Annotated in this window: 14 protein-coding genes, 1 tRNA gene and 1 pseudogene; 2 read left to right on the top strand and 14 right to left on the bottom strand. The window is 35.5% G+C overall.

What is annotated here, in order from left to right; translation table 11 throughout:
* Positions 1-78: 78 nt before the first annotated feature.
* Positions 79-981: a hypothetical protein gene (locus G7051_RS05305; protein ID WP_166198928.1), complete on the bottom strand. Its 903-nt coding sequence runs from the start codon at positions 979-981 to the stop codon at positions 79-81.
* A 531-nt stretch (positions 982-1,512) separates the two neighbouring features.
* Complete coding sequence (locus G7051_RS05300) at positions 1,513-2,634, bottom strand: site-specific integrase (RefSeq protein WP_255493326.1); 1,122 nt, start codon at positions 2,632-2,634, stop codon at positions 1,513-1,515.
* A gap of 841 nt (positions 2,635-3,475) precedes the next feature.
* Here G7051_RS05300 and G7051_RS05295 point away from each other — a divergent pair.
* Complete coding sequence (locus tag G7051_RS05295) at positions 3,476-4,726, top strand: site-specific integrase (RefSeq protein WP_166198926.1); 1,251 nt, start codon at positions 3,476-3,478, stop codon at positions 4,724-4,726.
* A 28-nt stretch (positions 4,727-4,754) separates the two neighbouring features.
* On the opposite strand, the gene G7051_RS05290 is transcribed toward G7051_RS05295, so the two are convergent.
* The 12 genes and pseudogenes from G7051_RS05290 to G7051_RS05235 all read right to left on the bottom strand — a co-directional run bounded on the left by G7051_RS05290 (position 4,755) and on the right by G7051_RS05235 (position 13,985).
* A complete protein-coding gene (locus G7051_RS05290) occupies positions 4,755-5,045 on the bottom strand; it encodes a helix-turn-helix domain-containing protein (protein ID WP_166198925.1) in 291 nt (96 codons plus the stop codon).
* Between the two features lie 13 nt (positions 5,046-5,058).
* Positions 5,059-5,346 carry a helix-turn-helix domain-containing protein gene (locus tag G7051_RS05285; RefSeq protein WP_166198924.1) on the bottom strand — a complete coding sequence of 96 codons (288 nt, stop codon included), beginning with the start codon at positions 5,344-5,346 and terminating at the stop codon, positions 5,059-5,061.
* A 269-nt stretch (positions 5,347-5,615) separates the two neighbouring features.
* Positions 5,616-7,432, bottom strand: a pseudogene (locus G7051_RS05280) (reverse transcriptase domain-containing protein).
* Positions 7,425-7,565, bottom strand: a complete 141-nt coding sequence (locus tag G7051_RS05275) for a hypothetical protein (protein ID WP_166197533.1) — start codon at positions 7,563-7,565, stop codon at positions 7,425-7,427. The pseudogene G7051_RS05280 and the gene G7051_RS05275 overlap by 8 nt, the downstream one beginning before the upstream one ends.
* A 396-nt stretch (positions 7,566-7,961) precedes the next feature.
* A complete protein-coding gene (locus tag G7051_RS05270; protein ID WP_166198923.1) occupies positions 7,962-8,171 on the bottom strand; it encodes a hypothetical protein in 210 nt (69 codons plus the stop codon).
* A gap of 28 nt (positions 8,172-8,199) precedes the next feature.
* The gene (locus G7051_RS05265; RefSeq protein ID WP_166198922.1) at positions 8,200-8,472 is read right to left on the bottom strand and encodes a helix-turn-helix domain-containing protein; all 273 of its coding nucleotides are present in this window, start codon (positions 8,470-8,472) and stop codon (positions 8,200-8,202) included.
* A gap of 230 nt (positions 8,473-8,702) precedes the next feature.
* Positions 8,703-9,215, bottom strand: a complete 513-nt coding sequence (locus G7051_RS05260) for an ORF6N domain-containing protein (RefSeq protein WP_166198921.1) — start codon at positions 9,213-9,215, stop codon at positions 8,703-8,705.
* 2 nt (positions 9,216-9,217) lie between these two features.
* Complete coding sequence (locus tag G7051_RS05255; RefSeq protein ID WP_255493325.1) at positions 9,218-10,474, bottom strand: site-specific integrase; 1,257 nt, start codon at positions 10,472-10,474, stop codon at positions 9,218-9,220.
* Positions 10,475-10,735: 261 nt separating this feature from the next.
* Positions 10,736-10,817, bottom strand: a tRNA-Leu gene (locus G7051_RS05250).
* A gap of 60 nt (positions 10,818-10,877) precedes the next feature.
* Complete coding sequence (locus G7051_RS05245; RefSeq protein ID WP_255493324.1) at positions 10,878-11,798, bottom strand: glycosyltransferase; 921 nt, start codon at positions 11,796-11,798, stop codon at positions 10,878-10,880.
* A gap of 50 nt (positions 11,799-11,848) precedes the next feature.
* Positions 11,849-13,141 carry an Nramp family divalent metal transporter gene (locus G7051_RS05240; RefSeq protein ID WP_166112105.1) on the bottom strand — a complete coding sequence of 431 codons (1,293 nt, stop codon included), beginning with the start codon at positions 13,139-13,141 and terminating at the stop codon, positions 11,849-11,851.
* Between the two features lie 355 nt (positions 13,142-13,496).
* On the bottom strand, positions 13,497-13,985 hold the full coding sequence (locus G7051_RS05235; RefSeq protein WP_166112102.1) for a phBC6A51 family helix-turn-helix protein: 489 nt from the start codon (positions 13,983-13,985) through the stop codon (positions 13,497-13,499).
* A 274-nt stretch (positions 13,986-14,259) separates the two neighbouring features.
* Between G7051_RS05235 and G7051_RS05230 the strand changes: the two genes are divergently transcribed.
* Positions 14,260-14,580, top strand: a complete 321-nt coding sequence (locus G7051_RS05230; RefSeq protein WP_166198919.1) for a hypothetical protein — start codon at positions 14,260-14,262, stop codon at positions 14,578-14,580.
* Positions 14,581-14,595: the final 15 nt, after the last annotated feature.

The following is a 14,595-nucleotide window of genomic DNA, read 5'->3' as shown; positions in this document are numbered from 1 at the left end:
TATATTTAATCTATCTTTACTATTAAATAGTAAAGATATTTAATTTTTCATAGAGGGTGGAAGAAAATTAAGAAATCTTTAACGTACCACTTTATACCAATACCTCGCATTTATCTTATCTCCTTTTATGATAAGAATCCCTTTATCAACCGCTTCTTTGAGGTCTTTGCTGGCAGTAGACCCTGATAATTTATAATAAGCCATATAATCTTTGCGAGAGAATGGTTCTTTGATCGTACCTTGTAATACTGCAACTCTGCCTGAAACAGGATGAGCTAACCTGTAATGTCCCTCTACTGATTCTTCTACTATTGAATCTATTATGGATAAGTAAAATTCATATAAAGGATATTTAGAATTACTTTCTTGTGATAATGATTCTGCATTATGAAAATGGTTAATTTTATTAGAGTCAATATACTTCTCTTGCTCGAAATACTTATTATATGGTAAATATAGAATCATTCCATATTCCCTATAAAATAGTGTTATGAGTAAGAATTCTTCAATCGCATCATTCATTTTGTAGAAACTGTCACAACAAAATTCGGTTATATTATACAAAAAGAAATTATTCGAGGTTGAGAGGTTATACCGTTCAGTGATATTTTTGATATTTATAATATCAACTTTCCTAAATAATCCACTTTTATTATATTCCTTCACTAAACTGTCAATATTTGAATATTTATGCTTAGTCGCTTCAATATAAAGATTAACTACTTTTTGAATGATTTTATAGTCTTTCTTGTTTAGGGTATTTGTGTGTAATATATCATTTGATATTAGCTGGGTAATATATTTATCAGGATAAGATATCTCTAGATAATGAAGTGTGTTTTGAATATTCCTGATAGTACACTGCATATCAAAGTCAATATGTTTATGAGTATGTCTGATTTCCTTTATCCGTCCTATTTTTTCAGATATAGAAACAACGGACGAAATTATTTTATTGGTAATGGTGTATTCTAAAGCCATGTATTAGATTTTATACTATAAATAATACTATCTAAATATATGAATAATTTTAGAATATCAATGAATAACAGTCAATGTATAGTATAAATAATTACTATTTCTTATCTATTTATGCATATAGATTATACTATAAATAATAGTATAATATTATTGCAGATACATAAATTCTATCTAGTATATTTTTGTGAAGCATACAATGTAAGAATTCTCACAGCAATATATTAACTAAAATTAAGGTGAAAGATTGGTCTTTTCTATAATCCGTTCCGATTTTCAGATAAGCACCACCTCGAAATATTCGTTCCGTTTATATAATTCGGAATATGTGTTAAATAGCTATTATTGATTATACTATCAAATATATACTATTTTCATGATAATAGAATTGATCTTTTAATTATATATACTATAATTAATACTATTTTTACAATTAGAATGTAAATACGAACGATCTATTATACTATAAATAATACTATATTATATATTTAAGAATCTTGCCTAATATTTGATATGCTATAAATTATACTATATTTATTTGTTTCTCATTTTCTTCATTTCCGATTCTATCTTCTGATTTGTAACATTTGCATAAAGCATTGTCGTTCTGATGTTGGTATGCCCGAGAATCTTACTTACAGACTCCAAGGAAACACCTTTATTAAGCGCCAGCGTAGCAAATGTGTGTCTACTAACATGGAAGCTGATGTTCTTCTGAATACCGCAGATATTAGCGATTTCTTTCAGGTATTCATTGGTCTTCTGGTTGCTGGACATAGAAAACAGGGGCTTGTCGCCAGGATATTTATGGAAGTCGGGATGATACTTTTCCAGTATCTGCAAAGGGCTATCCAGTAATGGTATTTGTGATATATTATCTGTCTTCTGCCTGATAATAACCAGCCAATACTGTTTATTCCGGCATTGGATATCAGATACTTTTAGGTTGCAAACATCTCTGTAGGATATCCCTGTCCAGCAACAGAATACAAAAATATCTCTAACCCTGTTTAATCGCTCTGTAATAAAGGTTCTGCCTGTAATCAAGTTTACCTCATCTTCCGTCAGATAAACCGGATATTTCTTTTCAATATGGAATCGGAAAAGTTTAAATGGATTGAGCTTTAATAATCCGATCTTCTCTGCAAAATTTAGAATAGCTGCAAATCGTTTCATGTATTTCATAGATGTATTATTACTACAGTGATATTGTTCTCTCAGGTAATTGTAGAAATGCTCCAGAAATATCAGATCAATATCCTGAATCATTATATCTTTTTTTTTATATTTCTTAAACAGAAACTCGTTGATACGGTTATGGGTAAGCCTGTAACAGTTTGCTGTGACATCCGATATATTCCTGCCGTTTTTAGAACGGAAAATCTTCACCTGTTCATTAAACTGATAGCTAAGCAGCATTTCATCGCCGTTTCCTAAATATGCCTGCTTGAGCATGGAAGGAGATATAATCTGATGTTTGGATGACAAATTGAAATAAAGAGCTTTTATCTTACTTCTTATTTCCTCTAAAAGTTCATTGATATACAGAAAAGGATCTTCAATCGCTTTGTTTTCCTTTTGAGACCAAGCTTGCGGATCAATTTCTAATTTACTGCTGAACTGGATCTGTTTTCCATTGATTGTGATCCGAATCATAATAGTTGCCAGCCTATTGTCCTTCAGTTGCTTTTTTCTTATGAAGAACAATACCCGAAACGTTTCTCGCATGTTTAATTATTGGCTTTATATAGTTTATGTAAAATCGTACCTGAGAAAGTACCTTATATTAGGAATGATTTAACGCTTATTCTAAAGAAGTTTTACTGAAATACGATGAATATAATACTATCGGAATTTAAAATATAAAATTGAATATTTAGATCTGTATCTCAGGATCATGTCTAACTTTTGGCTAACATTTTCCGCATTGATTTTCATAGTATTAAGTTAATATTTTAGTTAAATTGAGATTGCCGTAATACCATTGATTGTAACTTACTCATAATAAGAGTGTTATTTTTGAGTAATTTCAGAAGGTTCTAGTTCCAGGCAGCACCAGAGCCCTTAGTCCCATTTTTAGCTATTAAAACAATGATAATCAGACAATTACAGCAATACCGAAAGATCATTTATTACTATAAATCAATGTGTTAAATACTCCTTAAATAATCGAAAATGCACTTTGATATGGGAAATATTGAAATACAGTGAAGGCTATATTCTGAAAATATAAAATCCGCTTATGGAATTACATTCTCAATAGATGATACTAATAAAACTAAAGAGTAATAGTTCAAATCTGCCTGGAACTACAATGAACCACAATATGAAAATACCATTGATTATTAGGGTTTTATAAAAATAAGAACTGAGTCACCATGATATGGATACACAAGTACAACAAATACAGTAGTAGTTTGGCTAAACCTTCCGATATTATCAAAATAAATTATAAATACCTGATAGATGACCTTAAATGTAAAGAAAAAATATATGTATGATTGACTTTAGGTTCAGTGTAAAGTTTTTCATCAAAAGAACGAAGTTGAACTCCCAAGGTTCAACTCCTATCAACGTGCAGTTAAAGCTGGACCGTCAATCTCTTTCATTCGCATCCGGAATAAATATAGATCCGGTTCTTTGGGACTCACAGGCACAGAAAGCCATCGGGTATACAAAACTAGCCCGGAACATTAATCGTTCATTAATGTCTATTCATATTGATTTAGAGAATTTGTATTACAAATTGGCAGCCAAAGAAGATATTGTTACGATAACAAGGATAAGGAATATTTTTTTAGGTAAAGACAGCCTGGCTGAAGACCATTTTCTCATGTATTCATTCGATAAATTGATTGGTCAGAAGCAGTCATTAGCGAAAAGCAAGGTAATTGAAGAAGCTTCAGCAGATAGCTATACCTGTACCAGAAGAAAAATAATTGATTTTCTGAAATCAACCTATCACACAAAAGATATTAACCTAAAGAAGATCAATCATGAGTTCGTAGCTGGTTTTGAAGTATACCTTTTAAGTGATGGGAACTGCTCACACAATACGATGATAAGGCATATGCGCCGTCTGAAGCGGATAACTACGGATGCTTACCGGAATCGTTATATAGACAGGGATCCTTTTGCCGATACTGTGTTAAGCGTAAAGAAGCCAGAAAAACAAGTCTTGACTGAAAAAGAATTACAACGAATTATAATACAGGAATTTGATAATGCATCCTTGAACAGAGTTCGGGATATGTTCTTATTTTGTTGCATGACCGGGTTATCTTATATTGATTTAAAGCACTTAAAATATTCAGATATAACAGATAACATCATTATGATGAATCGTAGTAAGACAAAAAATCCATGCTTTATACCTTTACTGCCAATTCCTCTGGTTCTGATTGAGAAATACAAGAGTAAGAAAGAATATATTTTCCCTGTTCTAACGAACAAACAGATGAACGACCGTTTAAAACCTATCGGAGCAGCTTGCAGTATTCGGAAAACATTGACGATGCACACAGGTAGAAGAACTTTTGCCACGCTTATGATAACCAAAGGGATGCCCATCGAAAGTATTGCCAAGATGCTGGGTCATTCGGATTTGAAAACGACCCAGATATATGCCAAGATACTTGATCAGAAAATATTAGATGAAATAGATTTGGTAAAAGGTAAGCTGAATGATCTTACTGAAGACTATATGAAATCTAACAAAACACCTAAAGACAAGTTAGGCAAGAAATAATTTGCATACCTCTTGCCCCAATTTAAGATTATTTCCACTTAGGAAAGTAGAGTTCCTTTAAGATATATAGTATTGCTGATTCTTTATAAAGTACCTTTCCTCCAAAATAGATATAAGGTAGTATTCCTTTTTTGCGATAGTCATTTAGTGTACGTCGATGTACCTTCAACGTTTTTGATAATTCTTCATCCGTGATATAATGCTCTCCGTTAAACAGAGGCTTTTGCATATCTAATAAATCTTCAAGCTGTTGAGTCATACGCTCTAGAGTATTAAAAAAATAGGAAACCCTAGCATCTGATTCTGTTATTTTCTTCATATATGTAAATTTATTAGTTAGTTACTTCGTTGTTATCTAAAAAAGTTTGAATATCACTTTTCAGATAAAGGATCTTACCTTCTATCTGAGAAAATCCTAATTTCCCGTTTTCCCGATAAATTTGCAATGTCTTTGGGGTGACACACAGGATAGAACAGACTTCTTTTGTATCGAGCCATTTAGTATCTTTGTTTGGATTATACTTGTTGTATAAAACATTAACAAACCGTTCAAACTTTGCCAGACGTTCCAACATTTTATTAAAAACGTCCTTTTCAATCATGATAAATTCTTTTTCCATAGTTTCTTATTAAAATTGTGAGATGAATATTATTAACAGTATTAATTTAGTTCTGAAAGGCTTTGATATAATTACTGTTTAATGTCTTTTGCAGATCTGATTCTTTATACAAGACTTTTCCACCCAACAATATGTAAGAAAGCACTCCTTGATTACGTAGGCTAAGCATCCACCGCCTTACCGCCTTTCAGCGGTAGGTTTGCGGATACTCGCCCCCAAACCGTACGTACACCTCTCAGTGTATACGGCTTTCCATCAATAATATCAGTCTAACTCTGATGTACTTTATCATTGCAATCCTTGCACAATACCAATGTTTTGCGATGCTTTTTGAGCATTTTGTTTTCCCAGTCACTTGTCCCTTTCAGTTCTTTGAGAGTTCTGACTTGAAACATGACTGTCTCATTGGTAGTTGCTCCACATAATTCACATTTGCACGCTTTGAGCCTTTGAATAAGTGTTGGCTCCGTCCTTGTGTAGATTTGCGGTAGATTGTCTTGATACAACACATCGACTTTCTCTTGGCGTTTAAAGCCTCCATTATAGAATATCTGCAACTTTGGTTCTCCTTTGCTTGTGGTGTAGGGTATTGCAAATTCCTTATTTTTGTAGAACTTGTCTATTACCTTACCGACAGAGCTTTGGAGTTTTCCTGCATATGTTTTATACATGCTGTATTCCATAATACTGGAGAAAGTGTTAAGCGATGAGCTATTGTTTGCGATAGCGTAATAATTGTACAGACCGCGTACTTCAGCATTATATCTAGTGATTATATCCAGTAACGAGTCGTTCATCAGGTATTCACGGGCTTTTGACTTCCAAATTTCTTTTCCTGTGCGATAATCAAATTTGACCGCACCATACTCCATTAATTTGTTTTTCATTGTTTCCGTAGTAACGCGAAGAATGATTTTGTTGTTGAACGCGCGTACCAGATAGCCCAACTTGTTCCTTTTGGTTGCATTGGAGTTGTGTATGTAGATATCATATCCCAAAAATTTGGCTGGTCTTTGCGCATTGGTTATTAAGGTCTTTTCTGCTGAAAGTTCCAGTTTGAGAGTCTTGCTCATATAATTTGCAATATCTGCTTTTATCTGGACACAATCTGCTTTACTCCCTATCACACCAATAAGAAAGTCATCCGCATACCTGACGTATCTCAATCTCTTAACACTCTCATCCATAGGATCGCAATGAGGATACATAAGTTGCTGTTTGCCGATATTTCTGATTTCATCTACAATTTTGGCTTTCGCTGTCTCATCATTCAAAGTTTTCAGTTTTAAGGCTAACGTGTATTTCTTGTCGTTAAGCCTGCTCGTCTGAGGGTGTTTGCGCCTTCTTCCTCCTATATTGAAGTTTTGGATATATTCACTCATGTACTTATCGAACTTATCAAGATAGATATTTGCCAATAATGGGCTTATTATCCCACCTTGAGGGTTCCGCTGTACGTTTTGTTATACATCCAATCTTCGACATACCCCGCATTCAAAAATTTCCTAATCAAACGGATAAACCGTTCGTCGGCAATCCTTTCTTTCAGCGTATTTATCAGAACTTCGTGGTTTATATTATCGAAGAAACCCTTGATGTCTCCCTCGATGAACCATTTGGTACCGGTAAATGTCCGTTGAATGCTTATCAGGGCAGTCTGGCAACTTTTACGAGGTCTGAAACCGTGTGAGGTGGGTTCGAAACTCTCCTCATAAATGGCTTCAAGTATCATTTTAATTACCTGCTGCACTAATTTATCATCAAAGGAGAGTATTCCTAACGGACGTTTCTTTCCGTTTTTCTTTGGAATGTAAGTTCTCCTTGACGGATGGGGTTGATAGCTCTCATCTCTGAGTTTCTCTATCAAGTGTTCAATTCTGAGTATGTTCATTTGGTCTGCCGTTTTACCGTCGGACCCTTTGGTCATATTGCCAGCCTTAGCGTAAATTCGTTGGTAAGCAACATAGAACATCTCTTCATTAAACAGAATACGGTAAAGTCGTTCAAACTTGTAACCTGAAACTTTACTTTGTTTCATTAGACTGTTTAATACTCTTTCTGGACTTCTTTTTAATGTCTCACACATCTTCCGTTAATTGTATTAAAATTATTGACTGCTTCCCTTCGCCATGTACAAGGCTTTCCCTTGCTCTAACTACTACGGAAGCTCCGTTTCCATGTCGGATATTCAGAGGCTGAACCCCATAGCCTTGCGGCATTCCGATTTAGGAAATCCCCGTTTAGATATATAATAACTATTGGCATGATAGATTGTCGGATACGACTTTCGTCCTTTATTACTTATTGTAATTGCGTTGTGATAAGTTCTTGCTACTAAATGATTACCGTACAATTTAGAGTATCACAATCAGGCGTTTGTAATTGTCTTCCGCCTGAGCCTACAGTGGAACCACTCGGACTATCGTTCAATCAGTATAGACTTTATCCTCATATCTATCGTTTCATCTGACCTTTCAGTCGCAGCTTGACAATTAGCTGACTTATGGCTTTGCCGACATGCTATGCTCCCTGTCCGGTTTCCCATTCAGATAAGTCGGTTGATGATAGGTCACTTCAAAGAACACAAACCTAATCTCTTGCCAAAGAGATATTTATTATATACCCAGTACGGGCGCAGGATAATCCTGCAACGTCCTGCGGCTGACCTTCAATCTGTCCGAGACCTCCTTATCTGTAAGATAACGCTCTGCATTAAGTAACGGTCTGGTTTCTTCGAAAGTATCTTCTAAACAAACAATTAGCTCTTCCAAGCTTTCAAAAAATGTAACAACATCCTTGTTGCGTTTTGTAATTAATTCTTCCATAATATTTTTATTATATGTTTTTACTCTTTCATTTACATGACTTCAGAAGTTCTTCAATATCTGAAACCTTATAATAAATTTTATTATTAATCCGGCTGAAACTCACTTTTCCTGTATCTCTATAGGTCTGTAAAGTACGGGGAGAGATATTAAGGATTAAGCATACATCCTGATTGTCGAGCCACTGATCCAGTCCTTTATTTTTATACTTACTGCATAATGATTCTATTCTATTCTTAAAATTTCTGACTTTTAATATCATGGCTTCAAATACAACCTTATCTATGTTCGTTGTTTCCATAATGAATCTTTTAGTTAAACAATACATAACATTTGATGATTTGCAAATCAAAAGCGAATATAAGATCAAAAACATTACAGATTATTGAATTTCAGCGCATTGTCGTGGTTTGTCGCGTTCTGTCGTAATTTGTCGTAGCTGGTTATTCTGTCTTGTCCCCCAAAAAAAATAACTGATCGTGACGACCAGTTATTTTTCATATTTTGAGAATGAAATTTGCAGCTTCAAGATTATTCATCCCTTACAAATCCGACTCTCTTTCTTGGTTTATTTTCTAATTCCTTTTTATTTGCCAATTCAGTCAACGCCTGATAAATGTCATTAAACTGCATATTGGTCTCAATCATAAAAGTTTCTAGTTTTTGATTAAGTTCTGTATATCCTAAAGCATATTGACGGAGTGTAACAAAAGCTCGCATAATAGCGATATTTATTTCAATGGCTACATCACTGCGTAAAATACTGGATAACATGGCAACTCCTTGCTCTGTAAAAGCAAAGGGGAATACTGAACTATGTTTGAGTGTTTCAGGCAACCGGTCACAATTTGTGACCAGTTCAATCCATTCAGATTCTGATAACTCAAACATGAAATCGGGAAATGGAAATCGTTTTATATTCCGTCTTACAGCCTGCTTTAGGGCTTTAGTTTTTACGTTATACATTTCTGCAAGGTCAAAGTCCAACAATACTTTAACTCCTCTAATTTCATGTATTTTATTCTGAATTATTTGTAACTCCATGATTACTGTAATTTAAGGTTCGAAATTTTACTATCCACATTCATCATATCCTCCAAAATACTTTGGTCCAGAATCTTTGCATAGTGCTGAGTCATGCGGGTAGAAGAATGTCCTAGCATCTTAGCGACATTCTCCATCGTTACTTTGTTGGCTAAAGTGACACTGGTGGCAAATGTGTGCCTGGAGCAATGCGCTGTCAGTCTCTTGTTTATACCACATAAATCAGCCACCTCTTTCAAATATGTATTATATTTTTGATTTGTAGGAACCGGAAGAAGCTGACCTTTCAATTGGCACCCTTTATCATCCTTGTATTTCTCTAATAACATCTTCGGAATATTTAATAGAGGAATATTACACATATTATTCGTTTTTTCACGAGGCTTGCGAATCCATACTTCATCGTTGCCGTTTCTAATAATATGCTCCTCTTTCAGATTCTTTACATCAACGAATGCTAATCCCGTAAAAGAGCAAAACACAAATACATCCCTGATTTGCGATAGTCGCTTTGTAGAAATCTCTTTATTAATGAGTGTTTCCAGTTCACACATAGTTAAGAATTCTACATGAACTTCATCCTGACGAAACTTAATCGAGGCAAACGGGTCTTTATGCAGCCAATCATTAAGTATTGCTATTCTGATGATCTTCTTAAAGACTTTCAAATGTTTAATAGCAGAATTGTTGGCACACCCCTTTTCTGTCTTTAGGTACAGTTCATATTTGCGGATAAAGTCTTCATTAATATTCTTTAGAGGAATATCTTCCATGTCTAATTCCTTATCCATAAATTCTTTCAGATATTTCAGCGAGGCGTCAAACTTATAAATCGTTGATTGCGCATATTCGATATTTAATAATTGTCTGCACCGTTCATTGTGGTCGGAATGTACTTCAACTAGAGTTTTACCATCTTCTTCGTCTTTGTGGTTTCCTAAGTAGATATCTTTTATAATCTGTGCCGTGACAGGCTTAGCGGCTAACCCAAGGTCACAAAAGATTTGATGAATCCGGGATTTTACGGATTGAATATTATAATTTAATTCTTGTGCTTCCCGACTACTACCTCTTGTTTTCCCTTGTGCCTGACTCCACTGAGAGGGATTTACACTACCGCCAATTGGAATGTCGGCTACATTACTGTTGACAGTAATACGAATAAATAGAGGGACTTGTCCGTTTTTCATCACCCTGTTTTTTCTGATTAAGCAGACTACATTAAAAGTGTTTCGCTGTTTTGTCATTTTTGTTTCCATAAAATTGATTTTTTGTTGTTGTAAAATTACTTTTTTAACATTAAACCAACCCTATGCAAAATATTGTATAACAATGAATTGAAGTCATTCTCGTAGCCAATTCGTAGCCAAAACTGAAAAATAATTCTTGGCTACGAATTGGCTATGGAATAATGCTCAAAAATGCATTATTTTGCTGTTTTCGTAAAATTCAGGGAATAAAAAAATCCTTGAAAACCAATTGATTTTCAAGGATTTGCTTTGTTTTGCCTTTCGGCTTAGTGCGGATGAAGGGACTCGAACCCCCACGCCTCTCGGCACCAGATCCTAAGTCTGGCGCGGCTACCAATTACGCCACATCCGCGGCTACTATTGCGTTAGCGGGTACAAAGATATATTATAAGTTGCAAAAAACAAGAGATTATTAAAAAAACTTTTCACTTTTTTTCAAAGAAGTAAAAAAACGGATTCTGGAAGGCTTATTTAGTAATGTCCGGAGTATTGTATATTTCACCGAATATGCCTTTCTGCTTAATGGAAAACAGCCTAAATCAGACAGTTGCTGTAATATTGCATCGATTGTCGGTCTCGTTTGCGATTTTCGGATAAGTAATCTTATTATATCCAGTGCCAGAAAATTTAATTTGCGTTCCAATCCCATTTTTCTTTTACCTGTGAACTTTTGGACATAATTTACCAATTCCCTGAAAATAGAAATTCGATCCCTTATCAGTTTTTCATTGTGATGCGTGTCAGAATTATTGCTGATCGATTGCGGACGTTGGTAATAATTATAAACTTCGATAGGCAGATAATAAATAGTTTCGGCTACAGAGTATAATTTGACAACCAGATCATCGTCCTCAGCCAGAAAACCTTCGGGCATTCGTATGTTATGATCCGTAAAGAGACTCCGTTTAAATAATCCTTGCCATGCAGCACTCAGTATTGTGTAGTTGCAAATGTAATCATCCACCGGTAGCGTTTGGTTGCTTTTGGGTAGATGGAAATGGATCGCTTTTGTCTTTCCATCAGGATACACTTCTGCCACTTTGAATAAAATAATATCGTCAGGGTTAGTATTTATAATTTTCAATAATTGAGATAATGAGTCGGGCGATACCCAGTCGTCAGCATCAACAAAGAATATATAATCACCGGAAGCAATATCTAACCCCTTGTTTCGAGCAGAACTAAGACCGCCGTTTTCTTTCTTAATCAGCTTTATAATAGGATAATTGCTTTGTAGTTTTCTAACGATAGATTCGCTTCTGTCTGTTGAGCCGTCATTCACCACAATCAATTCATACTTATCAGTATCAATAGATTGATGAACAATGCTCAAAATACACCTTTCAATATAATCTTCAACATTATAAAGAGGTATAATTATACTTAGCCGGTTATTACCCATCCCGTAGCTAAACTATATAGTAACCAAATATTCAGTAAAGTAACAATACTTGCAATTGTATAAAGCATGTATTTGGTGAGAGGTTTGTTTGCATATTTACCCATTACCTCTTTAGAAGAAGTAAGTCTTACCTGTAAAAAGACAGTTATCGGTAATTGCATACTTAGCACCGCTTGCGAAATAATGAGTCCTTTGAAAGGATTGCTTATTAGAAATATGATTAAAAGAGCTACTCCCAACGAAATGGCCACCCCGGTGCGAGAGTGTATATCTTTTATATTATACGGTTCGTCATACATGCCGGCAAAGATAGACCCTGCCGCAATACCCGAAGTCATCGAAGATGAAACCCCTGCAAATAAAAGAGCAATGGCGAATACAACAGCAGCATTTGCACCCAATAGAGGTTCTAAAAGGCTTTTTGCCTGTTGTAAATCATCTACAATTAACCCTTCTCTGAAAAAAGTGGAAGCAGCCAGCAGGATCATCGCACTGTTGATAGCCCATCCGATAACCATCGAAAAAAGGGTATCGAAAAACTCATATTTGAGTTGTTTCTCAATAACCTTATCATCTTTCAGATTCCATTCGCGACTTTGAATAACTTCGGAATGAAGAAAGAGATTGTGAGGCATAACAACCGCACCCAAAACGCTCATTATAATAAGTATACTTCCGTCGGGCATAGATGGAGTGACCCACGAAACGGCAGCCTCTTTCCATTCGATATCTACCAGAAAAAGTTCGTATATAAACGACAATCCGATCAGAGATACAAAGGCAATGATATAACGTTCGATCTTCTTGTATGAATTGGAGAACATCATACACGCCACAAATATGGTAACAAGTATAGCTCCTATTTTTATAGGGACATCAAAAAGCATTTGTAAGGCAATCGCTCCACCTAATATTTCGGCTAGAGATGTCGAAATAGAAGCAGCAATAGCCGACCAGAGTGTAATTCTCGAAGCTCGCCGGGGAAGATACTTATTGGCAGCTTCGGACAGACACAATCCCGTAACAATACCCAAGTGGGCTACATTGTGTTGAAGTATAATCAGCATAACGGTAGATAAGGTTACCACCCACAAGAGAGCATATCCAAACTCCGATCCGGCTGCAAAATTTGATGCCCAGTTTCCCGGATCAATAAACCCGACAGTCACCAACAATCCAGGTCCAATGTACTTTAACAGTTCAAAAGCCCCCGATTTTAGCTTAGTATCTTTCTTGTTATAATCTTTTCTTAATCTCTGCCAAAAGTTTTTCATATTTCCTTATAACCATTACAATACATTATAGTTACATCTATGTCGCAAGTCCGTTAATATGTCTCATTTATAAACCCCGTTCCAGCAAAGTTAGTACAAAAGGTCATATAAGAAAAAGAAAATTTTTAAAGACTGTAAAACCCTATCACTGCTTTACTTACCAAGGCAGTAAATAGTTCTGAGAACTTAATATATTTAGAGCTTGTTTAAATTTTCAAAGAATATAATTGTGAATAAACTTACAAATGTGCCTTACAAGCCTGTAAGGCACGTGTAATTTAGTCCTGTTTTCAAATAGCTGTATTTCATCGTGTTCCGTTAAAAAAGATGACAAAGATGACAAAAATGACACCTCTTACGAACTTAACCGCTGTTGCAACCTTTCCATATCACGCTTGGTCTTTTCGCTATCCACCTGTATGATCAATGGGCTTGCAGGCATCGCCTGTTTTCCGCTTTTCGACTCGTTATATCCTCCCGATAACGAATGGATGATAGCCGAAGTTTCCGGCAGGCAATACTTTTCTTTTACAACGTACTCTTTTACTACGAGCGTATACGGGTCGTCACTGTCTTTTGAAGCCGTATAAGTTATTTTGGTTTCTATTTGTTTTTGCCCCTCCAGTTTCTGTCTCATCGACCTTCGAGCTTGCTGCCTCAATCTTTCTTCACGAGCTTCGAATGCCTGATTCAACGCCTCCGAAAATTCGGGCTTGGTAGCTTTCCATTCATAAAACACATTACGGCTTATTCCCGCTATACGGCATATTTCTGTAATAGTATAATTATCCTCCTCTATCAAACCTGATATTTTCTCAACTAGTTTTTGCGTATATTTTCCCATAATACTTTCTTTAATAGATAAAATGGCTGATAAGTAGCAGAAGGTATTATAGGGTTTATTACTGAACCCTCACAGCTTATGGTTGTTATAGTTATGCGAATTAGTCGTTTAAATTCTTCTACGCGCAATCGAAGATTGCTTGTATTCCTTTTGCCCAAATCCGCAAAAGGAATCAAAAAGGCTTTGTGCTGCGTCGCTCGCCTGTCTGACTTAAGCTTACAGGCTAAACTAAACCTACTGCCTATCGGCACGTTTAGTTTTACGCCTGCTTCGCTTGTCAGCCAACGGCTACACCCCTGATGCACTTGGGCTAACGCCTGCAAATGGCTTTCGCCCGTCAGGCTTCTCGACCTTGCCGGTTGCACGGGGTACCCGCAGGGCGAATGAAAGCGTTAAGAAACAAAAGGATATCAACAATAAAAGTTTTTCTTTTGTTTTAGCTTTCGAGTCCTTAGCGGGTCGGGCAAAAGGTACAGTCTTGATCTTTTGTTTCGTTTTGCATCAAGGCAAAATGAAAAACAATCCCAAAGGGTGCGTTAGAAAAATTGAACATTTAACTTTTTCTTTCTCTAAAGAAACAATATATGCTTTATAAAGTTTACTTATATTT

It is taken from the genome of Dysgonomonas sp. HDW5B, from assembly GCF_011299335.1.
Classification (GTDB): domain Bacteria; phylum Bacteroidota; class Bacteroidia; order Bacteroidales; family Dysgonomonadaceae; genus Dysgonomonas_A.
This window is presented reverse-complemented; position numbering and strand designations above follow the sequence as displayed.